Raw genomic sequence first — 23,472 nt, 5'->3', positions numbered from 1 at the left:
CGCGATACTCAATTGGTAGGACCAATAAGCGGCCCGCTTGCAACCATCGCACGCTACGCCGCGAGTTGACGAGGCGCCAGGCCGACGACCGGCCGACAACGAGGAAAACCGCGCGACAGACGCGGAACGGCGCCCGGATAACCGGTTCGGACGAAGCTTGACCAGCCGAACCGGATTTAGGGAGGTGGGATCGTCTTGATGACCGCCACCCCATGCGCGCCGCGCGGAGAGGACCCGCGCAGACCGGCATTGACCGCGATCGAGCGGCACCGCGATCACGGCGAAGCGCATGGGAACGCCGTCCCACCATCAGGTTGAACCGACGGTCGGCCGCCCTTCCTCGGACGAAGGCGGTCACGGGATACCCCCCCCCCCGCTGGGCGGGCCGGGCGGGCCGAGGCGAGGAGACGAGACCAATGGCACGAATGAAGTTCCTGTGCGACGCGGAGCGGTGCATTGAGTGCAACGCGTGCGTTACGGCGTGCAAGAACGAGCATGAGGTACCCTGGGGGATCAACCGCCGTCGTGTCGTGACGATCAACGACGGGGAGCCTGGGGAGCGGTCGATCTCGGTCGCGTGCATGCATTGCTCGGACGCGCCGTGCATGGCGGTGTGTCCGGTGGATTGCTTCTACCAGACGGAGGAAGGGGTCGTTCTTCACTCGAAGGATCTGTGCATCGGGTGCGGCTACTGCTTCTACGCCTGTCCGTTCGGGGCGCCGCAATATCCGCAGGCGGGCAATTTCGGCAGCCGGGGCAAGATGGACAAATGCACCTTCTGCTCGGGCGGCCCGGAGGAGAACCACTCCCAGGCGGAGTTCCAGAAGTACGGGCGCAACCGTCTGGCCGAGGGCAAGCTTCCGCTGTGCGCGGAGATGTGCTCGACCAAGGCGTTGCTGGCGGGCGACGGGGACATGATCTCCGACATCTACCGCGAGCGCGTCGTGGCGCGCGGCTTCGGCTCCGGCGCCTGGGGGTGGGGGTCCGCCTACGAGAAATCCGGGTCTTGATGAAACCGGGTGGTATTGAACGCAGGGCATAATCGGGAACCGGGTCGAACGGCATGAAGGCGTTTTTTCGGGTCTTGGCCGCCCGTGCCGGGTGGATTTCGCGGGTTCTCTGCCTGCTCCCGCTTCCGCTTCTATCGCCGGGCACGGCCGGGGCGGGCGATCTGATCGGACATGGGGCGCCAGTGCGCGATATCGCCATCGCCCCGGACGGCGCCCGTGCCATAACCAGCGGCTTCGATGACGTGGCGATCCTTTGGACATTGCCGGAGGGAACGCAGCGGGCCCGCCTCTATGGCCATGACGCCGCGGTCAACGCGGCCGCCTTCCTGCCGGAAGGGCGCGCGGTCACGGTCAGCGACGACGGCACCGCGCGGATCTGGTCGCTCGATACCGCCACGGAACGGGCTGTCCTTTCCGGCCATGAACGAAAGGTGGTGGATGTCGCCGTCTCGCCCGACGGTGGATTGATCGCGACCGCCTCCTGGGACCGGACGATACGGGTGTGGGACGCGGCGGGCGGGGTCGAACGCGCGGTACTTGAAGGCCATGAGGGGCCGGTCAACGCGGTCCGCTTCACGCCCGACGGCGGCACCCTGATCTCCGTCGGCTATGACGGTACCATCCGCCATTGGCCGATCGGTGGGAACGACGCGCCGGCGGGGACCTTCGCCACGGTCGGGTTCCCGATCAACGATATCGCCCTGCTGGCCGACGGACGCCGCGCCGCGACCGCGTCGGCCGACGGCGCCCTGCGCCTTTGGGATATGGAGAGCGGGGAGAACCTGCGCGAGGTGCCGGCGCATGACGGCGCGATGCTGACGGTCGCGGCCTCGCCGGACGGCCATATGCTGGCCACCGGCGGAACGGACGGCCATCTGTTCCTTTGGCATCTGACCGATGTCGGGACGGGAGAAAGCGAAGTACCGGCGGTGGACGTTCCGCTGGAACATTACCGCGCGGTCTGGTCGATCGCCTTCACGCCGGACGGGGCGACCGTCTATGCCTCCGGCATCGATCGCGTGACGCGCGCCTTCAAGGCGTCGGACGGCAGCCCCGTCGAGGGCACGGCCACGCCCTTCCAGCCGATCGAGCGGGTGAGCCGGGACCTCGCCGACAGCGACGACCCGGTCGAGCGCGGCAGTTTCCAATTCCGCAAATGCGCCGTCTGTCACAGCCTGGACGCCGAGGCGCCGCCCCGTTCCGGCCCAACGCTCGACGGGATATTCGGCCGGCGTGTCGGCGGGCTGCGGGGCTATACCTATTCCGACGCGCTGCGCGCGGCCGATTTCGTCTGGACGCCGGAGACGGTCTCCCAACTCTTCGCCGAAGGACCCGACGTCATGTTGCCGGGAACCAAGATGCCGATCCAGCGCATGCCGGATGCCCAGGCCCGCGCCGATCTGATGACCTTCCTGAAGCACGCGACCGAGGACGCGTCGCAACCCGCGCGGAAGGAGGGGGAATCGCAGGCCGACTGAACCGCCGCGCGGCAACCGGCGCGCGCCCGCGAGACACGCGCGTCCTGCCAGTCCCTTGGCCAACCCCTTGGCCAGACCCTTGGCCAGTCCCGGTCAGGCCCCGGCCAGCCGATCCGCCCCACCATCGACGCCGGAGGCGACGAGGGACAGGCGCGCCCGAGTCGAATAGCCGCGCGTCGCGCGCCGGAACAGGCTGGGCGAAGCCCCCGTCTTATGCCGGAAGAATCGCGTGAAATGACTCTGCGCGCTGAAGCCGAGCGCATCGGAAATCTCGGCGATCGAGCCTTCCCCCTCGGTCAGGCGACGAGCCGCCTCCTCGATCATCAGCATATCGGCGTAGAAGCGGGGCGTGACGCCGCAACAGGCCCGAAATTGCTCGAAGAAACGGGAGCGCGACAATCCAGCGGCGACCGCGATCGCGTCCACCCCCGGCTCCTTGCAGATGGTCCGGCGCATCAATTCGATCGCCCGCCAGATGCGATGGTCGATCGGCCGCACCCCGGCGGGCAGGGATCTGGCACCGCCTTCCACCGGATCGAGACACCGCGCCAGAATGGAATTAACAAGCGCGCACAGCGGCTCCTCCACCGCCCAAGCATCCGCCGGCGAGCGAGAAAGGCCGGGTATTCGGTTCGCGTCCCGTCGCATGGACCGCACGAGCGCGTCGCGCGCCGAGCGTGTTTCGGGGCCGAGCGGCGCCAGAACCTCGCGCGCGACGCGCGCTGGCGCCTCCGTGACCGGAAGGGCCGGCGGCGCGCCCGCCCAACTCGGCTCCATCTCCAGGACGAGGAGCGTCGCGGCCGTGTTCTCCGCCAACGGGTCCCGGGCGTGCGGTGTCCAGGGGTCGATAAGAAGCACCTCGTCGGCGCCTAGATCCACCATATCCCCGCCCGCCATGCCCCCGCCGAGGCGAAACCGCACGGGCGCGCCCGCGACCCGCATGACCATCCGGAAATACGGCAGGATGCGCGGCGGTTCACCGTGAGCCGCGCGAAACAACACGGCCCGCGCGAAGCGGCCCTGGAAATCGTTTTTCACACTCGTCATGCCGACGCCGTCCGCCCCCCTGCGACGCGCCGAGGACCCGGTGCTACCCTTCCCCTCTTGCGAAGACGCGATCTTAACCGACTATGTCGCGTTCGGGGTACGTCCGGGATGCGTTCCGGGGCATGAAAGGCGAAAAATCGGATTTTACGGTAAACCTCCATGCGAGGCCGCTTTCTCACCCGCGCGCACCGGCATAGGATGCCGCGCGGCATCCGGAGGCCCGGGGCCGGTCGCGACGCAACGAGAAGGCTGACGGAACGGTGAACGGGGCTGAGAAAACGGGCGGCGAGATCCTGGCGCGGCACCTCGAACTGCACGGGGTCGAAACGGCCTTCGGCGTGCCGGGGGAAAGTTATCTGGCGCTGCTCGACGCGCTGGTGGATACGAACATCCGCTTCGTCACCTGTCGGCAGGAAGGTGGCGCCGCCATGATGGCCGATGCCCATGGCAAGCTGACGGGACGGCCGGGCATCGCCATGGTGACGCGCGGGCCGGGCGCCACGAACGCCGCCGCCGGCGTTCATATCGCCTTTCAGGATTCGTCCCCCATGATCCTGTTGATCGGGCAGGTCGCGCGCGACCAGACCGACCGCGAGGCGTTTCAGGAGGTGGATTACCGCGCGATGTACGCGCCGCTCGCCAAATGGGTGGCGCAGATCGACAGCGCCGATCGCATTCCGGAATATCTGAACCGCGCCTTCCATACCGCGACATCCGGGCGGCCGGGGCCGGTCGTGCTGGCCCTGCCTGAGGATATGCTGCGCGAACGGGCCGAAGCCCCCGGCGGGCTGGAACGCTACAGCCCCATCCAGGCGCATCCCGGCGCGGCGGCGATGGCCGATCTGCGCGCGCGGCTCTCCGCCGCCGAACGGCCGATGATGATCGTCGGCGGCGCGACGTGGAACGCCGACGCGCTCGACCGGTTGCGCCGCTTCGCGGAAGCCTGGGACCTGCCGGTCGGCGCGTCTTTCCGTTGTCAGGATTATCTCGACAACCGCCACCCCTGCTATGCCGGCCATGTCGGTATCGGGATAGACCCCGCGCTCGCCGCCCGGATTCGCGAGGCGGACCTGCTGCTGGTCGCCGGCGCGCGCCTGGGGGAGATGACGACGGGCGGCTACAGCCTGCCGGCCCCGCCGCGCCCGGCGCAAATGTTGATCCACGCCCATCCGGACGCGAACGAATTGAACCGGGTCTATGACGCGGATCTCGCCATCGCGACCGGCATGGAACCCTTCGCGGAGGCGTTGGCGACCCTGACGCCGCCCACGGCGCCCGTCCCCTGGGCCGGGCGTCGCGCCGACGCGCGGGCGGCATACGAGGCGTTCATCGAGCCCGTCGCGGTCCCCGGTCCGCTGCAACTGCCCGAAATCGTGCAGTGGCTGGCCGAACGCCTGCCGGAGGATGCGATCCTGTGCAACGGGGCGGGCAATTACGCGGCCTGGGTCCATCGTTTCTTCCCCTATCGTGGCTGGCGCACGCAATTGGCGCCGACCTCGGGCTCCATGGGGTACGGCACGCCGGCGGCGGTCGCGGCGAAGATGCTGCATCCGGAGCGGACAGTCGTCGCCTTCGCGGGCGACGGCTGTTTCCTGATGAATGGGCAGGAACTGGCGACCGCCGCGCAGCACGGTCTCGGCATCATCGTGATCGTGATCGACAACGGCATGTACGGCACGATCCGCATGCACCAGGAACGCGCCTACCCCACGCGGGTAAGCGGCACGGCGCTGCGCAACCCGGATTTCGCGGCCCTCGGCGCGGCCCACGGCGCCCATGGCGAACGGGTGGAGACGACGGAAGCCTTCGCCCCCGCCTTCGAGCGCGCGATGGAGGCGGCCGCGTCGGGTCGCCCCGCGCTCCTTCACCTCGTCGTCGACCCGGAGGCGCTGACCCCGACCCAATCGCTCAGCCAGATCCGGGAGGCATCGCTTAAGGCGCGATAGCCCCTTCCTCCCGACGCGATGACGCCATTGTGAGCGCCGGAGAGCACCCCATGCCCTCGCGGTCGCGGACGCGGGCGGATAGTGTCGTCCGACCCTAGCTTGTTGCGAGAAACGAATGGCCCCACCCCCGACCTCCGTCCCGACCCCCGCGCCCAATCCGGTTCCGGCCAAGACGCCCCGCGACCCACGCCTGGATTTCTTCCGGGGTATCGCGATGCTGATCATCTTCATCGCGCATGTGCCGGGCAATCTCTGGACGCTGTTCATCCCGGCACGCTTCGGCTGGTCGGACGCGACGGAGATGTTCGTCTTCTGCTCGGGTTTCGCCGCCGCCATCGCGTTCGGCGGTACCTTCGTGAAGGCGGGGTTCGGCTATGGCTGCACGCGCATCCTGTTCCGCGTCTGGCAGGTCTATGCCGCCCATATCGGGATGTTCTTCTATATCGCCGCGATCACGGTCGCGGGCGCCCACCTCCTGCCGGAGGGGGAGTATATCGACGGACTCAATCTCGGCTGGTTCCTGGAGCACCCGGCGGAGGGCATGATGGGGCTCTTCACGCTGACCTACGTCCCGAATTATTTCGACATTCTGCCGATGTATATCGGCGCGCTCGTCATGGTGCCGGCGATCATGGCGCTCTCGCTCGTACATAAGCTGCTGCCGATCGCGGCGAGCTTCACGCTCTACGCGCTCAATGCCGGGTTCGGCTGGGACCTCCCGGCGGAGGCGTGGCGGGAGGACGTCACGCGCGAATGGTTCTTCAATCCGCTGGCTTGGCAGCTTCTGTTCTTTACCGGCTTCTCCTTCGCGCGGGGCTGGTTGCCGCCGCCGCCGCGTTCCGCCGCCCTGACCTGGATCTGCGCGCTGTTCGTCGTGCTCTGCATTCCCGCGGCCCATTGGGGGACGGCACAGCATTTCGAGGCGCTGCGCGAGCTGCGCGTCGTGATCTGGCCAATCCGGGACAAGACGGATTTCGGCATCCTGCGCTATCTGCATTTCCTGGCGCTGGCCTATCTCGCCCTACGTGTCGTGGAGGGGCGGGAGGCGGCGCTGCTTTCGCGCTATGCCATGCCGATCATCACGGTGGGCCGCAATTCGCTGCCGATTTTCCTTCTCTCCATGGGACTAGCGCGAATCGCCGGCATGGCGCTCGACCAGATGGGGCGGAACGGGATCACCTTCCTGCTGGTCAATCTGGGCGGCATGGCGGTTCTGGTCGGCTTCGCCTATTGGTGCACGATGCTGAAGCGCCAGCCCTGGCGGGAACGAACGAAGGTCTCTCCCTCGGACATGCGGTCGAATGCCGCCGGCCGGGGCGACCCGACAGCGACGCACGTCCGGCCGGCGGGCGCGGAATGACATGCCATGGGGCATCGCGCGCTGCGTGGAATCCCGCGTGCGGGGGCTGGCGTCCCCCCCTGCCATGATGTAAACACGCCCCGGTTCGCGGGTCGGCCCCCTCGCCGCGCGGCCGCGCCTTCGTGCGTGGCCGGATCGGGCGGGGACGCGACGAAAGCGGGCCGCAATCACCGCGCGCCCTTTTCGCGCCAACGCTGACAAACCGACCGAGGCACCGCGCCCCCATGCCCAAGCGCACAGACATCGATGCGGTCATGATCATCGGCGCCGGTCCGATCGTGATCGGACAGGCCTGCGAATTCGACTATTCCGGGACTCAGGCCTGCAAGGCCTTGAAGGAGGAGGGCTACCGCGTCGTCCTCGCCAACTCCAACCCGGCCACCATCATGACCGATCCGGAGACGGCCGACGCCACCTATGTCGAACCGATCCGTCCCGACACGGTCGCCCGTATCCTGGAACGCGAACGCGCCGAGCATCCGGACGAGAAGCTCGTCCTGCTGCCGACCATGGGCGGGCAGACGGGCCTCAACACCGCGCTCGACCTGTTCCGCGACGGTACGCTGGAGCGCCTGGGCGTGGAGATGATCGGCGCCGACGCCGACGTCATCGACAAGGCGGAGGATCGCCAGCGCTTCCGCGAGGCGATGGACGCCATCGGCCTGGAGAGCCCGCGCTCGCAGCAGGTTTCCTCGATGGAGGAGGCGATGCGCGCGCTCGACTATGTCGGGCTGCCCGCGATCATCCGGCCCAGCTTCACGCTCGCCGGCACCGGCGGCGGCATCGCCTATAACCGCGAGGAGTTCGAGCGGATGGCGAAATACGGCCTCGCCATCTCGCCGGTCCACACGGTGCTGGTCGAGGAATCCGTGCTCGGTTGGAAGGAATACGAGATGGAGGTCGTCCGCGACAAGGACGACAACTGCATCATCATCTGCTCGATCGAGAACCTGGACCCGATGGGGGTCCATACCGGCGATTCGATCACGGTCGCGCCCGCGCTGACGCTGACCGACAAGGAATATCAGATCATGCGCGACGCCTCGATCGCCTGCCTGCGGGAGATCGGGGTGGATACCGGCGGCTCGAACGTGCAGTTCGCGGTCGATCCGGAGAGCGGGCGCCTCGTCGTGATCGAGATGAACCCGCGCGTCTCGCGCTCCTCGGCGCTGGCCTCCAAGGCGACCGGCTTCCCGATCGCCAAGGTCGCGGCCAAGCTCGCCTGCGGCTATACGCTCGACGAGCTCGACAACGACATCACCAAGGTGACGCCGGCCAGCTTCGAGCCGACGATCGATTATGTCGTCACCAAGATGCCGCGCTTCACCTTCGAGAAATTCCCGGGCGCCGACCCTTATCTCACCACCTCGATGAAATCGGTGGGCGAGGCCATGGCGATCGGCCGCACCTTCCCGGAAAGCCTGCAAAAGGCCTATCGCTCGATGGAGACCGGACTCTGCGGCCTGGACGACATGGAGATCGGCGAGGACCCGGACGCGATGCGCGCGGCGATCGCCAAGCCGACATCCGACCGGCTGCTCAAGGTCGCGCAGGCCATGCGCCAGGGGATGAGCGTCCAGGAGGCGCACCGCATCACCCGCATCGACCCCTGGTTCCTGGAGCGTATCGCGGAAATCCTGGCGGCCGAGAGCCGGGTCCGCGCCGAGGGGCTGCCGAACGACCGGCAGGCGATGCTGGGCCTCAAGAAGCTCGGCTTCTCGGATGAGCGGCTGGGCCAGCTCACCGGCAAGACCGCGGACGCGGTCGCGGCGCATCGGCACGCCCTTTCCGTGCGACCGGTCTTTAAGCGCATCGACACCTGCGCCGGGGAGTTCCCGAGCGCGACCCCCTATATGTATTCCTGCTATGAAGGTGACGGCATCACCGAGCCGGAGGACGAGGCCGAGGTCACCGACCGCCGTAAGGTCGTCATCCTGGGCGGCGGGCCGAACCGCATCGGCCAGGGGATCGAGTTCGATTACTGCTGCGTCCATGCGGCCTATGCGCTGTCCGATGCCGGGTTCGAAACCATCATGGTCAACTGCAACCCGGAAACGGTCTCGACCGACTACGACACCTCCGACCGGCTCTATTTCGAGCCGCTGACGGCGGAAGACGTGATCGAGCTCGTCCGCAAGGAGCAGGAGCGCGGCGAGGTCCTGGGCTGTATCGTGCAGTTCGGCGGGCAGACGCCGCTCAAGCTCGCGGGCGCGCTGGAGGCCGCCGGCATCCCGATCCTGGGCACACCACCGGATGCCATCGACCTGGCCGAGGATCGCGAGCGCTTCCAGCGCCTGCTGAACGAGGTGGGGCTGATGCAGCCGCCCAACGGCATCGCCACCTCGGAGGAGCAGGCGCTCAAGATCGCCGCCGATATCGGCTATCCGGTGGTGCTGCGCCCATCCTACGTGCTGGGCGGCCGGGCGATGGAGATCGTCCATGACGAAGCGGAACTGAAGCGCTACATCCGCACCGCCGTTCTGGTTTCCGGCAAGAGCCCGGTGTTGATCGACTTCTATCTGCGCGACGCGATCGAGGTGGATGTCGATGCGATCTGCGACGGGACGCGCGTCCATGTCGCCGGCATCATGGAGCATATCGAGGAGGCCGGTATCCATTCCGGCGATAGCGCCTGCTCGCTGCCGCCCTATTCACTGCCGGACGAGACCGTCGAGGAGATGAAGCGCCAGACCGAGGCGCTGGCCCACGCGCTCGGCGTGGTCGGGCTGATGAACGTGCAATATGCGGTGCAACAGGGCCGGGTCTTCATCCTGGAGGTCAATCCGCGCGCCAGCCGAACGGTTCCCTTCGTCGCCAAGGCCACCGGCCTGCCGATCGCCAAGATCGCGGCGCGCGTGATGGCGGGCGAGACGCTGGAAGCCTTCGATCTGGAGAATCGCTCCCTTGCCCCGCGCGTCGCGGTGAAGGAGGCGGTCTTCCCCTTCAACCGCTTCCCCGGCGTCGATGTGCTGCTGGGACCGGAGATGAAATCGACCGGCGAGGTCATGGGCCTCGACAGCGATTTCGCGCATGCCTTCGCCAAGGCGCAGATCGGTTGCGGCGCCGACCTGCCGACGGAAGGCACGGCCTTCATATCGGTCAAGGATTCCGACAAGGAAGCGGTGCTGGAGCCGGCCCGCATGCTGTTGGAGGCCGGGCTGACGCTGATCGCCACCAGCGGAACCCAGCGCTTCCTGGCCGAACACGGCCTGGAGGTGCGTCGGGTCAACAAGGTGCTGGAAGGCCAGCCGCATGTGGTGGACGCGATCATCAACGGCGAGGTCAAGTTGATCTTCAACACGACCGAGGGCCGCAAGGCGATCGAGGACAGCGCCAGTCTGCGTCAGGCGGCGCTGGCACAGAAGGTGCCCTACTACACCACGGTATCCGGTGTGCGCGCGGCGGCGATGGCGATCCGGGCGCTTAAGGAAGGCACCCTTGAAGTCGCTCCGCTTCAATCGTACTTTAAACGCTCTGCCTAGTCGCTGCCCCCCGAGAGAGCCAAGGGTTCGACCGGTCCCGAAAGGATCGTCGCGCCGCCTGCCGGCTTCCTGACGGGGGGTATCGGCGGCGGTGCGCCCGTCAGGTATCGAAAGGTATCGGGGGGCGATCGGGCGGACGGTTGGACGAGGTGCCGGATGCCGGCACGGAACAAGAAGATCGACACCCCGTGGCGCATGACGCGGCGACGGGACGAAAACAGGCGGGACGGAATCGTCGATGCAGAAAGTGCCGATGACGCTGCAGGGCTACGAGGCCATGCAGGAAGAGCTCAAGACCCTCAAGACGCAGGAACGCCCGGCGATCATCCAGGCGATCGCCGAGGCGCGCGAGCATGGCGATCTGTCGGAGAATGCCGAATATCATGCCGCGCGCGAGCGTCAGTCCTTCGTGGAAGGGCGCATCGCCCAGCTTGAGGACAGCATCAGCCGGGCGGACGTGATCGACCCCTCGAAGCTCTCCGGCGATCAGGTGAAGTTCGGCGCGACCGTGACCGTGGCGGATTGCGATACGGACGAAGAGTCGGTCTATCGCCTCGTCGGCGAATTGGAGGCCGATATCTCGGAAGGCAAGCTCTCGATCGCCTCGCCGCTTGCCCGCGCCCTGATCGGCAAGTCGGTCGGCGACAGCTTCGAACTGACCACCCCCGGCGGAACCAAGGACTACGAAGTCGTTTCCGTCAGCTATAAGTGATCCGGCGCCATGAATTTCCTCGACAGTTTGGCTGTCTGGCTCAATGAGTTGTCCGGCCTGAATTTCTCGATCCATGGCTGGATCGCGGTGCTGCTGGCGCTGATCTTCTCCTTCGGGCTCTACGCCGCTCTGATGGTGCTCATGCACCGCTCCCACCGGAGTGGGCACGATCAAGAAGTCGACGATTTCCAGGATCCACGCCGCGCCCCGCGCGAAGCCGGTCAGTTCGACGACCGATAGACCGGTGTCCGGGAGCGGCTGTCCGGGAGCGGCGGCGGTGCGCCCCCGCCGGGGCTTCAGAACTGCATCTCCGCCACCTTGCGCAACAGGAAGTCGCGGAAGACGGCGATGCGCTTGGAATGGCGCAGTTCCTCCGGATAGACGAAATAGGCCTGGGTGGTCGGGCCGCTCAATTCCGGCAGAACCTGCTCCAACCCCATCTTCTCCGGCATCATGAATTCCGGCAGGCTGGCGAGGCCGAGGCCGCTGCGCACCGCGCGATAGACGCCATAGACGGAATTGACCCGCAGGATCGGCCGACGCGGCGTCTCCGGCCGCGCCCCGGCTTCCAGCAACCAATTGACCGTCTTCACCGGCATCGGCGTCTCCTCCCCGAAGACGACGATATCGTGGCCGTCCAACTCCTCCGGCTTGCCGGGGCGGCCCTTGGCTTCGAGATAGGCGACCGCGCCGTAAACCTTGGTCGTGTAGCTCATCAAGGGCCGCTGGACGAGGTCCGGCTGGCGCGGCGGGCTCATCCGGATCGCGACATCCGCCTGACGCATCCCGAGATCGAGTTCCTCGTCGGAGAGGATCAGGCTCACCTCCACATCGGGGAAGAGATGGATGAACTCCTTGATCTGCGGCGTCAGCCAGGTCGAACCGAAGGCGGTCGTGGTCGTGACCTTCAGGGGACCGCTCGGCCGGTCCTTCGATTCCGCCAGCCGCGCCTCCACCATCGAGAGCTTATGGAAGACGTCCTTCACCGTGCGGAACAGCATATCCCCCTGCTCGGTCAGGATCAGGCCGCGCGCATGGCGGTGGAAAAGGGGGACCTTCACGCTCTCCTCCAGGGAGGAGATCTGCCGGCTGATGGCGGATTGACTCAGATTCAGCCGCTCGCCGGCATGCGTGAAGCTGCCCGCCTCGGCCACGGCATGAAAAATGCGCAATCTGTCCCAATCCATCGGCATGGCCGGGACGTTAGCCGAATCGGCGCAGCGGTGCTAGAGCATTGCACCCTTCAGCCGGCGGCTGCCGCCTGCGCCAGGACCCACCGGCGAAACGCGGCCCCGGCCTTGCGCCGCGCCGTCTCCGGCAGATGGACGAGATAATAGGCGCCGAAGGGAATCGTCTCCATCCCGCGCGGCACGGCGAGCGTTCCCCGCTCGAACTCATCGCCGATCAGTTCCGCCGGCCCCAGGGCCACGCCGAGACCGCGCATCGCCGCCTCGATCGAGAGAACGGAGCCCGTGACCTTCGTCGTCCGCCGCTTGGGCCGATCGAAGCTCAACCCCTGGGCCTCGAACCAATAGGACCAGAGCCGGCCGTCATCCTCCTGCAGCAGCTTGGCCTCCAACAACGCCTCCGGCCCGCCGCCGTCCAGTGTCGCGGCCAGCGCGGGCGCCGCGACCGGAACCATGGCGGACCCGAACAGCCGGTCATGCACGATGCCATCCGTCTCCGCGCCCGGCGCCTCGGGCAGGAAACGCAGGGCGAAATCGGCCTCGTGGCGCGCGATATCGACGACATCGGGCGTCGCATCGACATCGACCTCGATGAACCCGGCCTCGGCCTCGAAATCGCTCAAGCGGGGCAGCAACCAGCGCATGCCGAGACAGACCCCGCAACTGACCGTCAGCCGCGTCGTCTTGCGCCCCGCGAGCGCGTCATAGCTCTCCCCGATCGCCGCGAGGCTTCCCGTCATCGCCTCCAGCAGCGCGCGCGCATGCGGCAGGGGCTCCACCCCGCGCGCGGTCCGGCGGAAGAGCGCGGCGCCCAACTCCTTCTCAAGATTGCGGATATGCCGGCTGACCGCCGCATGGGTCAGTGCAAGCTCGTCCGCCGCATGGGAGATGTTCCGATGGCGGCCGACGGCCTCGAAGGCGCGCAAGGCATTCAGCGGCAGGGAGCGTCGGGTCAAGATGCAAGCTTTCCTTATATCGATGCAAGATAATGCCGTTTTTCGCCGCTGTCATCCCGGCCCAGATTACCGGTATGACCGGAGACGAAAAAAGGAGCGGTACGATGACCTGCACGATGACGGCTTGCGCGGAAAAGACGGAAGAACGCCGCCCGACGGGCCGCCTGCATCTGGCCGCGAAGCGGCTGATCGACGGCACGCGCGAGGCCGTGAGGCAACATCGAATCCGCCGCGACCTCGCCCGGTTGCCGTCGCATCTGCGCCGCGATATCGGCGTGGAGGAACTGCCGGAGGATATTCACCGCCGGGAGATCGAGGCGCTGCGCCTTTGGTTCGATCGGTAGGCGGGCCGCGCCCCGCGCTATCCCAGCCGGGCGAAGGCCGGGGCGTGATGCAGGACGCCCCTCCCCCCTGCCGGCAAGCCGCCGGGGTCGATCGCGCACATCATGAAACCGGGGCCTTGATAGGGGCTTTCGAACCCGGCCGCCGCCTCGTGAGAGAAGCCGAATCGCTGGTAATAGGCCGGATCGCCCAGCACGAAGACCGCCACCCAGCCACGCACGCGGGCCGCCGCCAAGCCATCCCCGATCAAGGCGGCCGCGATGCCCTGACGCCGATGATCCGCCGCCACGGCGAGCGGTGCCAGGGCCAGCGCGGGAAAAGGCGCATCCATGCGCGAGAAGAGGATATGCCCGATCACGGCCGGCCCGGCGCAAGCGACGCGCGAAAGGACGACATCCCCATCGGCGCGCAGGCGATCGACGAGAAGGGCCTCGTCCGGGCCGTCGAAGGCATCACGATGAAGCGCCGCGATCGCCGGCCCATCCGCCGGCCGCTCCGCCCGGATCGCGGCGGCGCCTTGGAGCATGGGAGCGCTCAGAACCCGAACATATGGTCGAGCGAGAAGCTGGACGCGCCGTTCTCTCCCGCCATCAGCCCGTGATAGCCGAAAAGGCGGCAGGTCACGTCGCGGATCAGGATATAGCCCGCATCGCCCGCGGCCGCGCACTCCGCCGCGTCGAACAGGCCGCGCTGGGTGAAGCGATAGCTGCCGCCGCAGGGAATGGCGACCGCGCGCTCCGCGACCGTCACGCCCGACGCGTTCATCAGCGAGAGCCTGGTATCGCTCGACGCGTGCCAATCGGTTGAGGCGGGATAGATCAGATGACAGAAGGCGTCGTAGCCGTCCGGCCCGATGCGCAGGAACAGCCGGGTCGAAAGGCCCGGCGGACGGCCGGCATAGCTCTGCGGCTCGTTCCTATATGTCAGGATATGGTTGAAGATATGCGCGCCGAAGCTGGTCTCCGCCGCATGGCCGGAGCGCGCGTCGGTATAGCGGAACAGACCGTGCAGCCACCCATCGGCCTCGCCCCCGTCCGCGAAATCGTAGATCAACTCCGCATGGCCGTAATCTTCCGGCGCGAGGCCCGAATCGACCGCCAGACGGCCGAGGTCGAGCTGCTCCGCATGATCGCGCGGCAGACAGCCGAAGCCGTGGCGCGCGATCTCGTTGCCCGTCCGGTCCAGGAGCACCACCGCGATCGGCAGATTGTCCTGGGCCGTCGACATCGGCGTCGGCAGGACCAGGCTCTCGTAATGCGCGGGGGGCAGGATCGGCGCGGGCAGCAGATAGCCCTTCCCCATCAGATTGGCGAGGTCGGGGATCTTCGGATCGGGTTTCAGGTCCACCCGTTCGACATTGGGATGGCTGATGCGCAGGCGGCCGTCGGCCTTGGTGATCTCGTAGCGCGGGCGCACGAAATGCTTGCCGGCCTGGATCTCGATCTGCTCCGGCCAGGAAAGCCCGGGCATCAGCGTCGAGACGTCGAGGGCGTGTGACCCGAAGGCCGGCACCTCCTCCTCCAACCAGGCGACCCTCTCCCGTCCCATGCGGTTGAGGCCGATGGCCCCTTTCGGGATCGGGGTCGGATGGCTGTTCTGAACCCAGAGCACCACGCGTTCCCCCGACGCCGGTGCCGGCAATCCGGCATAAAGATCGGCCGGCCAGGCATTGGCGTCATGGGTGCAGGAAAGCACGTCCGCCCCCTCGCCATAGGTGTCGAGGGCGTATTTGACGATGTCGTGCCCCGCCGCCCCGATCACATGCAGGAAAAGCTGGCCGGTGAAGGGGCCGAGACCGAAGCGCCGCCGCACGGCCTTGCTGTCCACCGTGAAGGTGCCGTTGGCGGGGCCCAGGGCTTCCCGCCAGTCGGCCAGAACCTCCCCCGCCGCGTCGAACAGGCAACACCAGACCTCGACATCCTTGGCGCCGTAGCCGCCCCAGTAATTGGCGGTGACGAGGCGCGTGTGATGCCCGTCGTCATCGTCGCGGAAGAAGGCGAAATTGGTGGCCCAGTTGAGGTTGTCGAGATAGCGCCGCCGGTTGGTCTGCATCGCCTCCGGGATGCGGATGGCGTCGAGGGTGACGATCTCCGCCCCCTCCGGCAGCAGGTGGCGGACATGATCGGCCAGCCGGTCGGCCTCGAACGCGGTCAGCAGCACCGTCCGCGCGCCGGAGGCCTTCAGGTCCGTTACCGGCTGGGCGGTCAGGCCCACATGAACCGCGCCCACCGCCTCGATGTCCTGGACGTAAAGACCGCATAGATCGAGGCCGGAGAGATCGTGGATCGCGTTCACCGCCTCCGCCATGCCGAGGGGGTCGTAGAGCGCGACGGGCCCCGCCGCCGCCAGCCGTTCCATCAGCGCGCGCGCGGGCGCCACCGCCAAGGGATGGCCGAGCGCCTTGAAGGTCGAGATGCCGCCGATCCTGTTAGAGAAGGTCTCGATATTGAGCGGCATGGTCCGCGTCCTCCGATCCGGTCCTTGGGAATTGCCCCGCTTCAGGAGGCGAAGGGAAGCTTCTTGAGCAGCGCCGAGAGGCCGTGGCGCCGCTGCTCGCGCTTGAGGTAACTCTCGTCCACCACCCAGTTGAGCTGGATCGCGCGGCGCGGCCCCTCGAACGGCTTATGCCCGTGCCAGGCGTCCTCGGTGCATTTGAAGAGCAGCAGGGTGCCCGCGTCCGGCGGTACCTCGGCCGCGTAATCGTCGAGCGAATCCGGCCCGCGCAGCAGCCGCAGCCGCCCGCCATCGGCCTCCCAGCCGCCATTCATATAAAGCAGCGCGGTGACGAGCTTGCCCTTGCTGTCGGTATGAATCTGGCCGTCCTTGAGCCGGCAGCGCGCGCGCACGGTCACCATGGTCGGCCGGCCGGCGAGGTCGATATCGAACTTCTCCGCCACCGCCGCCGTCATCTCGGGCGAGCGCAACTCCGCGATCAACCGGGCGAAAGCCGGGCCATAGTCGAGCGCGCCCAACGGAATGGAACCGCCGCGATCCAGCTTGGGATAATCGGAATCAACCGCCGGGGCGGCGTCGGCCCGCAGGAACCCGGGTACGATCATATGCCGGAACGGGTCCCCATTCACCGGGCACGCGCGCAACCGCGCGATATCGATCGTGGAGAGCTCTGTCGCCTGCATCATGAACCTTCTTGTAAGCGACGGAGCGCCCCTTCGCAAACGCAACGGCGCCCGCGAAATCACGCGGCCGCCGGGTCCCGCCCGGGCGTGGCGGTCGCCGCGATTTCCACATCGAACCACGCACACAGCGACGGCGCGCGTTCAGCCGCCGGCCCGTCGCCCCGCCATGTCAGATAATAGCCGGTTTCCGGATTGTGAACCGCCGGCCCGACCGGCACCAGCGCCCCCTGGCCGACCGGCAGGTCGGTGAGTGGCCGCCAGGCGAGCGCGATGCCGCGCCCGGCCATCACCTCCTGCAGCACCAGCGGATAGTTGGTGTAGAGCACTTCCGGCCGGGGCACGCGACCCGCGACGCCGTTCGCCCGGAACCAGCCGGACCAGGTCATCCAGGCCTGATCCCCCTCGTCCATATGCAGCAGCGGCGCATGCAGCAGATCCGCCGGCGACGCATCGCGATAATGGGGATTGGCGGCGAGGAAAGCGGGGGAGGCGATCGGGAACACATATTCGTCCGCCAGCGCGTGGGCCAGCGGGCCGCCGCGCGCGCGCCGCCCACCGATGCGGATCGCGAAATCATAGCCGCCGCGATCCAGTTCCGTCTCCCGGTCGGAGACCATCAGGCGCACATCGAAATCGCGCAGTTCGGCGCAGAGCGCCGAGAACCGCGGCATCAGCCATTGCTGGGCGAATCCGGAATGGGAGGCCACCACGACACGCGGGCGGCTGTCGGTCTGGCGAATGGCCTCCAGCGTCTCCGCGATATCGTGGAAGCCATGACTGACACTGAGCCACAGACGCTCCCCCGGTTCGGTCAGCGCGAGGCGATTGTGCCGGCGCCGGAACAAGGGCCGGCCCAGCGCCTCCTCCAGCCCACGCACATGGCGGGTGACCGCCGGCTGGCTGATCCCCAGTTCCTCCGCCGCGCGGGTGAAACTGGTCAGCCGCGCGGCGCATTCGAAAACCAGCAAGGCATTGGCATTCAACAGGCGATGGCGCAGTGCTTTCATAACTTCATGTTATGAGATGCATCAGAATTTTCCAAGTGGATCAATGCGCATCATCAGGCGTAAGGGAAGGCATCAACGTGGCGAATCGAGGAGCGCGAAGCCATGACGCACGGCATAGAGGCGGCGATCGTGTCACGGGAGGGCTACCTCCATCTGCGCGGCGCGCACGGCCGCGCGACGGATTTGCATCCCCTGTGGTTGCGCGAGCGCGGCGACGACCCCGCCGATTTCGACCCGGTCAGCCGTCAGCGCCTGTTCGAGCCCTGCGAACTGCCCGAGGATCTGGCCGTGCATCAGGCAAGCCTGGGCGATGACGGACGCCTGCGCCTCGGCTTCAGCGATGGTGGCGCGCGCGCCCTCGACCTCTATGAACTGGCGATCGAACTGGGCTGGCTGGACGACCCGTTGCGCGTTCCCGCGCCGGAGCCCTGGACGGCCGCGACGGTCGCGCGCACGGATGCGCGATGGGACTCGCTGGATGATCCGGCGGCGTTGAGGACGATGCTCGAAGGCTTCTTCCGCACCGGCTTCTGTATCCTGAACGAAACCCCGCGCGAGCCGGGGTCGCTGCTTCGGATCGCCGCGCGCTTCGGGTACCTGCGCGAGACGAATTTCGGCCCGCTGTTCGACGTCAGGACCAAGCCGGACCCGATCGACCTCGCCTATACCGGAAACGCGCTGGCCGCGCATGCGGACAATCCCTATCGCCGGCCGGTGCCGGGCATCCAGATGCTGCATTGCCTGGAGACGACGGTCGAGGGCGGGCGCTCCACCCTGGTCGACGGCGAGGCGTTGGTCGCGGCGCTGGAGGAGGAGATGCCGGAGGCGGTCCGCGTGCTGGAAACCATGCCGGTGCGCTTCGTCTATGATTCCACCTATTCCAGCCTGGAGACCCGGGTGCCGATGATCGAGCGCTGGCCGGACGGGCGGCTCAAGACCCTGCGCTTCAGCCCGCGCCTCGACTATGTCCCCCCGGTGGAGACGGAAAGACTGACGCTGTTCTATCGCGGGCGCCGGCGGCTGCACGACCTGGCGCGCGATCCCGCCTTCCGGATCGAATTCCGGCTGGAGCCGGGCATGTTGATGATGATGGACAATCACCGCCTGCTGCACGGCCGCACGGCCTTCGACAGCGCCGGCGGTTTCCGGCATCTTCAGGGCTGCTATATCGATCATGACGGGCCGGAAAGCCTCTATCGCGTGCTGGCGCGCGGCGGCATGGCGACGGAGGTCGGCCGCGAAGTCGCGTGACCCGATGGGGCAAGACGTGGCAAGGCGAGGCGATACGAGACGAGGGAGACGAGGAGAATGAACGAACCCAACGCGGACGGGACCGTCGGCTTCACCCGCATGCAGGACGGCACGGAGGCCGAATACGCCCTGCTGCACCGGCTGGAGGAACGCTATGCCGCCGGGCTGGCCGATCGGCTTCTGACGCAGCTCGAAACCTTGGAGGAAGGCTTGTCCGGCTACCGGATCAGCCGGCTGGACCATTCGCTGCAATCGGCGACGCGCGCGGAACGGGACGGCGCGGATACCGACTGGATCGTCGCCGCCCTGCTGCACGATATCGGCGACGGGCTGGCCCCCTTCAATCACGACAGCCTGGCCGCCGATATCCTCGCCCCCTATGTGCGCGAGGAGGTGACTTGGGTCGTGCGCCATCACGGCATCTTCCAACTCGCCTATTACGGCGACAAGATCGGCGCCGATCCGCAGGCGCGGCGGAAATATGCCGACAGCCCGCATTATGACGCCGCGGTCACCTTCTGCGAGCGGTGGGACCAGACATCCTTCGATCCGGATTACGAGACGCTGCCGCTTTCCCATTTCGCGCCGATGGTGCGGGAGGTCTTCGCCCGGCCCGTTTGGGCGGAAGCGGTCCTGCGACCCGGCGCGCGGGAGCCGCTGATCGCGGCTTAGGCGCCGGCGCTCAGGCGTCGGCCCGGCGTTCGGCCAGCAGCGCCTTCACCCGCGCGGCCGCGCGCGGCGTGTCATCCACCGTGCCCGGCGTCCAGTCCAGATCGATCCGGCCCTCGAAGGGGCGGACGGCGTCGAGCTCCTCCATCGCCGCGTGGAAGCGCTTGAACTTCTCGACCCGGCCCACGGTCGGAAGGTCGAGGCGATAGACCGGCTTGCCGGTCGCCGTCGCCTCCGAGACCATATTGACCGAATCGCCCGTCACCAGCACCGCGTCGGCGGCGCCCAGCCAGCCGAAATAGGGATTCTCCCCCTGCATGTCCCAGACCTTGCTGGGCACCGCGTGAAGCGCGCGGCGCAGGATGCGGATATTTTCCTCGCCCGTGCGGCGCGAGGGCGTGACCAACAGGCTGCCCCGTGTCTTCGCCGAGAGATCCTTGAGCTGATGGGCGAGGCGCGCGCTCTCCACCTCGTCGAGGCGATAGGCCCCGTTGGTGCCGCCGATCAGCACCGCGATCAACGGCCGGGGCAGATACTTGAAATCCTCGGCCATCGCGGCCGCGGCCTCGTCGAGACGCGCCCGGGTGATTCGGTGAACGGAGCCGGTCGTCACCTCGACATTCGGGCCGTTCACGCGATCGTGACGCGGGGCGACCACCAGATCGAAGCGCGAGAGCGGCACATGCGGGTGCTGGACATGCACCACGACCGTCGCCCCCCGGCTGCGCCGGCGCACCGCCAGCGCCGGGCCGACCGCATGGCGGCCGCAGGAGATCACGAGACGCGGCCAGGGCGGGACCAATTGATCGCTGCGCGGGCTCAAGCCCATGACGCCCGGCGGCCAGCAAGCGGCCGGCAGGAAGCGCCAGGGGAAGCCGCCGCGCAACCGTTTCATCGTAACGGGCAGGCCGACGGCTTCCGCCAGGCCAAGCGCTTGCGCCTCCATCCCGGCCTTGCCGTCGGTCAGGACCCAGCAGAACTCGTCAACCGGCTGCATCGCGCTCCAACTGTCTTGTCGTGAGAACCTTCGCGCGGGCCACCTCGGCCCGAATCGCGCGGGACTATGCCGATACGCTCCCAACCGGGCAAGCTTCCCCTCCACCCGATCGCGTGCCCTTCGCGGATGCGCTAACAATGTTGCGCTTTACCCTCGGTTCGCGGTAAGGCATGCGCGACTTCCCGCGATGGAAAGTGAGCCTCATGCGCCGCACCAAACTCGACAAGATCGACCGCAAGATCCTGCGCGATCTGCAGGCCAATGGCCGGATCACGAATGTCGAACTCGCCAAGAACGCGGGCATCTCGGCCCCGCCCTGCCTGCGCCGCGTGCGCGCGCTGGAGGAGGCCGGTTTCATCCGCGGTTATCATGCGGACCTGGACGAGGAACAGCTCGGCTACGGCGTCACCGTCTTCGCCTTCGTCGGCCTGGAAAGCCAGGCGGAAAGCGATCTGGTGGAGTTCGAGAAACGGGTCGGGCGCTGGCCGCTCGTGCGCGAATGCCACATGCTCCAGGGCGAGACCGACTTCCTGTTGAAGGTCGTGGCCCGGGATCTCGACAGCTATAACCGCTTCCTGACGAACGAACTGACCGCCGCGCCGAATGTCAGCCATGTGCGCTCCGCCATCGGCATCCGCACCTCCAAGCGCGACGTGGGCGTGCCGATCGACCCGGAACGGCCGGACGAGGATCTGGACTGACGGCCGGACTTAATCGTCCAAGAAGCCCAGGGCCGTCTCCATGAACGGCCGGGGGGCCTCCGCATGGACCCAATGGCCGGCGCTGGGAATGGTATCGATCCGGGCGCGGGGGAAGAGGCGGTCGATCGCCGCCTGATGCTGCGGGCCGACATAATCCGATTTTCCGCCGGCGATGAAGAGGGTTTCCCCCTCATAGGGCGTCGCGCCGTCCTCCGGCTCCGGAAAACCCTCGATATCATCCATGCGCGCCGCCAGCACGTCGAGATTCGGCTGCCAGCCATAGCCCTCCCCCTCGCGCGCGAGGTTGGTCAGAAGAAAGGCGCGCACGGATTGATCCGGCACCGCGTCGGCCAGCATCGAATCGGCATCGCCCCGGCGAGTCACCCCGGAAAGGTCGAGGGCGCGCATCGCCTCCGCATAGGCGGCGAGCCCCCCGGCGGTCGAGGGCGCGGGCGCGATATCGACCACGATCAGGCGCGCGACCAACTCCGGCCGGGTGAGCGCCAGCATCATCGCCACCTTACCCCCCATGGAATGACCCAGGACGTCGGCGGGACCACCGCCCGGCACCCCCTCGATCAGGGCGGCGACATCGGCCGCCATCGCCGGATAATCCATGGCGTCGTCCCAGGGACTTTCCCCATGGTTGCGCAGATCCGCGGCGATCGCGGGGCGGCTACGCGCGAATTGCTTCTGCAAACTGGTCCAGTTCTTCCGCTGCCCGAACAGGCCGTGCAGGATGACGAGGGGCGTTTCCGATCGATCCGTCGACAGGTCGGTCGTCGCGAGCGTGAGCGGCATGAGTGTCTTTCCGTCCGGACTGCTTTCAATTGGCGCGGGCATGGCCTAGAGAAGTTCCATCGAACCACCCGCCATCCCCCCACGCAAGGCGGACGGCCGTGCCCGGCCCGTCCGCGACCGAAAGAGGCTCGCGACAAGAGACCATCATGGACATCCTGTTCCTTTCCGTCATGGCGGGCGGCGCACTCGTCGCCGGTTTCGTCTCGGGCCTGACCGGTCTCGGCACCGGGCTGATCTCGCTCAGCATCTGGATTCATGTGGCCAGCCCGACCTTCGTCGTACCGCTGGGGGCCACCATCGCGGTGGCCGCGCATATCACCACGCTGACCTTCGTGCGCCACGGCATCCATTGGCCCCGGCTGCTGCCTTTCCTGGCGGGCGGGGTCATCGGCATGCCGATCGGGGTATTCCTGCTGCCGGTCCTGGACCGGGAGGCCGTGAAGCTCGGCCTCGGCATCTTCCTCGTCGCCTATGCCGCCTATGGGCTGCTGGTTCGGGTGCCGCCGGTGGTGCGCTGGGGCGGACGGGCCGCGGACGCGGCCGTCGGCGTGGGCGGCGGTTTCTTCGGCGGGTTGCTCAGCCTGTCCGGGCCCTTGCCGACGATCTGGGCGGGCCTGCGCGGTTGGCCGAAGGACGAACAGCGCGGCGTCTACCAGCCCTTCAATCTGATGGTGCTGCTGACCGCGGCCATCGGCCATTACGCCAGCGGCCGCGTGGCGTTGTCGGACGCGTGGCTGGTGGCGATGGTGACGGGCCTCGCCGTGATCGGCGCGATCGGGGGGCTATGGCTCTATCGCCGGGCCAGCAGCGCGCAATTCCGGCGCTATGTTCTGGTCATGCTGGCGGTGGCGGGGTTGTCGTTGGTCGGAGACCGACTATCGGCGCTGCTTTCCTTCTAGAGCATGATGATATGACATGGACCCATCCGAGATCGTTTTCCGGGTTTCCGGCCCACGGCCCCATGGGGAGAGGGCGCGCGGGCGATGTGGTTCATCGTGAAGCGGCCTCGACGCGGTTCGGCCCCCCCCAGGATCATAAGGGGGACAGCGTCACGCCGCGCTCCTAGCCAGGAAACCGAAAGGGCGTCCCGGATAGGTCCATGTCATATCATCATGCTCTAAAGGGAACGCGTCCGGATATCGCCGTCGGGGCTTCCGGCCGTGGCGAACGCGCCGGTTCGGACGACATGGTTCCTCAGACGATCAAGGTCGCTCAGAACAGGCGTCCAGGACGCGCCATACCGCGCGAGACTGGCCCGCAACGCCTCGCATTCCTCGATCAGGCGTTCGGACTGGCGACGCAGCAATTCCACTTCGACGCGCTGTTCCTCCAGCGCATCCCCGAGCAGGCGCAGCCATCCGATCGCCTCGTCCCGTGTCACCCTATATC

22 protein-coding genes are annotated in these 23,472 nt (G+C 67.5%); 12 read left to right on the top strand and 10 right to left on the bottom strand.

What is annotated here, in order from left to right; genetic code table 11:
- The first annotated feature begins 416 nt into the window (after nt 1-416).
- Complete coding sequence (fdh3B, locus tag KAJ83_RS05175; protein ID WP_210680966.1) at nt 417-1,010, top strand: formate dehydrogenase FDH3 subunit beta; 594 nt, start codon at nt 417-419, stop codon at nt 1,008-1,010.
- Nucleotides 1,011-1,084: 74 nt separating this feature from the next.
- Nucleotides 1,085-2,488, top strand: a complete 1,404-nt coding sequence (locus KAJ83_RS05170; RefSeq protein ID WP_210680965.1) for a c-type cytochrome — start codon at nt 1,085-1,087, stop codon at nt 2,486-2,488.
- Between the two features lie 93 nt (nt 2,489-2,581).
- Here KAJ83_RS05170 and KAJ83_RS05165 read toward each other — a convergent pair whose 3' ends face one another.
- Nucleotides 2,582-3,535, bottom strand: a complete 954-nt coding sequence (locus KAJ83_RS05165; RefSeq protein ID WP_210680964.1) for a helix-turn-helix domain-containing protein — start codon at nt 3,533-3,535, stop codon at nt 2,582-2,584.
- A 260-nt stretch (nt 3,536-3,795) separates the two neighbouring features.
- Here KAJ83_RS05165 and KAJ83_RS05160 point away from each other — a divergent pair, with 260 nt between their 5' ends.
- The 5 genes from KAJ83_RS05160 (at nt 3,796) to KAJ83_RS05140 (ending at nt 11,275) form a co-directional block, all read left to right on the top strand.
- Nucleotides 3,796-5,481 (top strand): thiamine pyrophosphate-binding protein, encoded by a 1,686-nt coding sequence (locus tag KAJ83_RS05160; protein ID WP_210680963.1) that lies wholly within the window; start codon nt 3,796-3,798, stop codon nt 5,479-5,481.
- 115 nt (nt 5,482-5,596) lie between these two features.
- Nucleotides 5,597-6,841 (top strand): OpgC family protein, encoded by a 1,245-nt coding sequence (locus KAJ83_RS05155; protein ID WP_210680962.1) that lies wholly within the window; start codon nt 5,597-5,599, stop codon nt 6,839-6,841.
- A gap of 224 nt (nt 6,842-7,065) precedes the next feature.
- Nucleotides 7,066-10,323 (top strand): carbamoyl-phosphate synthase large subunit, encoded by a 3,258-nt coding sequence (gene carB / locus KAJ83_RS05150; protein WP_210680961.1) that lies wholly within the window; start codon nt 7,066-7,068, stop codon nt 10,321-10,323.
- Between the two features lie 238 nt (nt 10,324-10,561).
- Nucleotides 10,562-11,035 carry a transcription elongation factor GreA gene (gene greA / locus KAJ83_RS05145; protein ID WP_210680960.1) on the top strand — a complete coding sequence of 158 codons (474 nt, stop codon included), beginning with the start codon at nt 10,562-10,564 and terminating at the stop codon, nt 11,033-11,035.
- Between the two features lie 9 nt (nt 11,036-11,044).
- Nucleotides 11,045-11,275 carry a hypothetical protein gene (locus tag KAJ83_RS05140; RefSeq protein ID WP_210680959.1) on the top strand — a complete coding sequence of 77 codons (231 nt, stop codon included), beginning with the start codon at nt 11,045-11,047 and terminating at the stop codon, nt 11,273-11,275.
- Nucleotides 11,276-11,331: 56 nt separating this feature from the next.
- On the opposite strand, the gene KAJ83_RS05135 is transcribed toward KAJ83_RS05140, so the two are convergent.
- Nucleotides 11,332-12,222, bottom strand: coding sequence for a LysR family transcriptional regulator (locus KAJ83_RS05135; RefSeq protein ID WP_210681276.1), 891 nt, complete (start codon nt 12,220-12,222; stop codon nt 11,332-11,334).
- A 56-nt stretch (nt 12,223-12,278) separates the two neighbouring features.
- Entirely contained in the window at nt 12,279-13,178 is a 900-nt protein-coding gene (locus KAJ83_RS05130; RefSeq protein WP_210680958.1) for a LysR substrate-binding domain-containing protein, read from the bottom strand.
- 104 nt (nt 13,179-13,282) lie between these two features.
- Between KAJ83_RS05130 and KAJ83_RS05125 the strand changes: the two genes are divergently transcribed.
- Nucleotides 13,283-13,522 (top strand): hypothetical protein, encoded by a 240-nt coding sequence (locus KAJ83_RS05125; protein WP_210680957.1) that lies wholly within the window; start codon nt 13,283-13,285, stop codon nt 13,520-13,522.
- 17 nt (nt 13,523-13,539) lie between these two features.
- Here KAJ83_RS05125 and KAJ83_RS05120 read toward each other — a convergent pair whose 3' ends face one another.
- Genes KAJ83_RS05120 through KAJ83_RS05105 form a run of 4 tightly spaced genes read right to left on the bottom strand, consistent with a single transcriptional unit; the run spans nt 13,540 to nt 17,664 of the window.
- A complete protein-coding gene (locus KAJ83_RS05120) occupies nt 13,540-14,046 on the bottom strand; it encodes a GNAT family N-acetyltransferase (RefSeq protein ID WP_210680956.1) in 507 nt (168 codons plus the stop codon).
- An 8-nt stretch (nt 14,047-14,054) separates the two neighbouring features.
- Nucleotides 14,055-15,977: a hypothetical protein gene (locus tag KAJ83_RS05115; protein WP_210680955.1), complete on the bottom strand. Its 1,923-nt coding sequence runs from the start codon at nt 15,975-15,977 to the stop codon at nt 14,055-14,057.
- Between the two features lie 41 nt (nt 15,978-16,018).
- Nucleotides 16,019-16,660: a 2OG-Fe(II) oxygenase family protein gene (locus tag KAJ83_RS05110; RefSeq protein WP_246484257.1), complete on the bottom strand. Its 642-nt coding sequence runs from the start codon at nt 16,658-16,660 to the stop codon at nt 16,019-16,021.
- A gap of 56 nt (nt 16,661-16,716) precedes the next feature.
- Nucleotides 16,717-17,664 carry a LysR substrate-binding domain-containing protein gene (locus KAJ83_RS05105; protein WP_210680954.1) on the bottom strand — a complete coding sequence of 316 codons (948 nt, stop codon included), beginning with the start codon at nt 17,662-17,664 and terminating at the stop codon, nt 16,717-16,719.
- Nucleotides 17,665-17,766: 102 nt separating this feature from the next.
- Between KAJ83_RS05105 and KAJ83_RS05100 the strand changes: the two genes are divergently transcribed.
- On the top strand, nt 17,767-18,915 hold the full coding sequence (locus KAJ83_RS05100) for a TauD/TfdA family dioxygenase (RefSeq protein ID WP_210680953.1): 1,149 nt from the start codon (nt 17,767-17,769) through the stop codon (nt 18,913-18,915).
- A 57-nt stretch (nt 18,916-18,972) separates the two neighbouring features.
- Nucleotides 18,973-19,587: an HD domain-containing protein gene (locus tag KAJ83_RS05095; protein WP_210680952.1), complete on the top strand. Its 615-nt coding sequence runs from the start codon at nt 18,973-18,975 to the stop codon at nt 19,585-19,587.
- Between the two features lie 10 nt (nt 19,588-19,597).
- On the opposite strand, the gene KAJ83_RS05090 is transcribed toward KAJ83_RS05095, so the two are convergent.
- Nucleotides 19,598-20,581: a mitochondrial fission ELM1 family protein gene (locus KAJ83_RS05090; RefSeq protein ID WP_210680951.1), complete on the bottom strand. Its 984-nt coding sequence runs from the start codon at nt 20,579-20,581 to the stop codon at nt 19,598-19,600.
- 203 nt (nt 20,582-20,784) lie between these two features.
- Here KAJ83_RS05090 and KAJ83_RS05085 point away from each other — a divergent pair, with 203 nt between their 5' ends.
- Nucleotides 20,785-21,282 (top strand): Lrp/AsnC family transcriptional regulator, encoded by a 498-nt coding sequence (locus KAJ83_RS05085; protein ID WP_210680950.1) that lies wholly within the window; start codon nt 20,785-20,787, stop codon nt 21,280-21,282.
- A 9-nt stretch (nt 21,283-21,291) separates the two neighbouring features.
- Here KAJ83_RS05085 and KAJ83_RS05080 read toward each other — a convergent pair whose 3' ends face one another.
- Entirely contained in the window at nt 21,292-22,083 is a 792-nt protein-coding gene (locus KAJ83_RS05080; protein WP_210680949.1) for an alpha/beta fold hydrolase, read from the bottom strand.
- Nucleotides 22,084-22,229: 146 nt separating this feature from the next.
- Between KAJ83_RS05080 and KAJ83_RS05075 the strand changes: the two genes are divergently transcribed.
- Nucleotides 22,230-22,982, top strand: a complete 753-nt coding sequence (locus tag KAJ83_RS05075) for a sulfite exporter TauE/SafE family protein (RefSeq protein WP_210680948.1) — start codon at nt 22,230-22,232, stop codon at nt 22,980-22,982.
- Between the two features lie 218 nt (nt 22,983-23,200).
- Here the strand turns inward: KAJ83_RS05075 and KAJ83_RS05070 are convergent, their stop codons facing one another.
- Nucleotides 23,201-23,464 carry a coiled-coil domain-containing protein gene (locus tag KAJ83_RS05070; protein WP_210680947.1) on the bottom strand — a complete coding sequence of 88 codons (264 nt, stop codon included), beginning with the start codon at nt 23,462-23,464 and terminating at the stop codon, nt 23,201-23,203.
- Nucleotides 23,465-23,472 lie beyond the last annotated feature (8 nt).

It is taken from the genome of Marivibrio halodurans (assembly GCF_017963645.1).
GTDB classification, from domain to species: Bacteria; Pseudomonadota; Alphaproteobacteria; order UBA8366; family Aestuariispiraceae; genus Marivibrio; species Marivibrio halodurans.
This window is presented reverse-complemented; position numbering and strand designations above follow the sequence as displayed.

What these genes read in the sequence shown, in the direction of transcription:
- fdh3B (WP_210680966.1), top strand. Translation starts at nt 417, where the DNA reads ATGGCACGAATGAAGTTCCTGTGCGACGCGGAGCGGTGCATTGAGTGC.
- KAJ83_RS05165 (WP_210680964.1), bottom strand. Translation starts at nt 3,535, where the DNA reads ATGACGAGTGTGAAAAACGATTTCCAGGGCCGCTTCGCGCGGGCCGTG.
- KAJ83_RS05155 (WP_210680962.1), top strand. Translation starts at nt 5,597, where the DNA reads ATGGCCCCACCCCCGACCTCCGTCCCGACCCCCGCGCCCAATCCGGTT.
- carB (WP_210680961.1), top strand. Translation starts at nt 7,066, where the DNA reads ATGCCCAAGCGCACAGACATCGATGCGGTCATGATCATCGGCGCCGGT.
- greA (WP_210680960.1), top strand. Translation starts at nt 10,562, where the DNA reads ATGCAGAAAGTGCCGATGACGCTGCAGGGCTACGAGGCCATGCAGGAA.
- KAJ83_RS05140 (WP_210680959.1), top strand. Translation starts at nt 11,045, where the DNA reads ATGAATTTCCTCGACAGTTTGGCTGTCTGGCTCAATGAGTTGTCCGGC.
- KAJ83_RS05135 (WP_210681276.1), bottom strand. Translation starts at nt 12,222, where the DNA reads ATGGATTGGGACAGATTGCGCATTTTTCATGCCGTGGCCGAGGCGGGC.
- KAJ83_RS05125 (WP_210680957.1), top strand. Translation starts at nt 13,283, where the DNA reads ATGACCTGCACGATGACGGCTTGCGCGGAAAAGACGGAAGAACGCCGC.
- KAJ83_RS05120 (WP_210680956.1), bottom strand. Translation starts at nt 14,046, where the DNA reads ATGCTCCAAGGCGCCGCCGCGATCCGGGCGGAGCGGCCGGCGGATGGG.
- KAJ83_RS05115 (WP_210680955.1), bottom strand. Translation starts at nt 15,977, where the DNA reads ATGCCGCTCAATATCGAGACCTTCTCTAACAGGATCGGCGGCATCTCG.
- KAJ83_RS05110 (WP_246484257.1), bottom strand. Translation starts at nt 16,660, where the DNA reads ATGATGCAGGCGACAGAGCTCTCCACGATCGATATCGCGCGGTTGCGC.
- KAJ83_RS05105 (WP_210680954.1), bottom strand. Translation starts at nt 17,664, where the DNA reads ATGAAAGCACTGCGCCATCGCCTGTTGAATGCCAATGCCTTGCTGGTT.
- KAJ83_RS05100 (WP_210680953.1), top strand. Translation starts at nt 17,767, where the DNA reads ATGACGCACGGCATAGAGGCGGCGATCGTGTCACGGGAGGGCTACCTC.
- KAJ83_RS05095 (WP_210680952.1), top strand. Translation starts at nt 18,973, where the DNA reads ATGAACGAACCCAACGCGGACGGGACCGTCGGCTTCACCCGCATGCAG.
- KAJ83_RS05090 (WP_210680951.1), bottom strand. Translation starts at nt 20,581, where the DNA reads ATGCAGCCGGTTGACGAGTTCTGCTGGGTCCTGACCGACGGCAAGGCC.
- KAJ83_RS05085 (WP_210680950.1), top strand. Translation starts at nt 20,785, where the DNA reads ATGCGCCGCACCAAACTCGACAAGATCGACCGCAAGATCCTGCGCGAT.
- KAJ83_RS05080 (WP_210680949.1), bottom strand. Translation starts at nt 22,083, where the DNA reads ATGCCGCTCACGCTCGCGACGACCGACCTGTCGACGGATCGATCGGAA.
- KAJ83_RS05075 (WP_210680948.1), top strand. Translation starts at nt 22,230, where the DNA reads ATGGACATCCTGTTCCTTTCCGTCATGGCGGGCGGCGCACTCGTCGCC.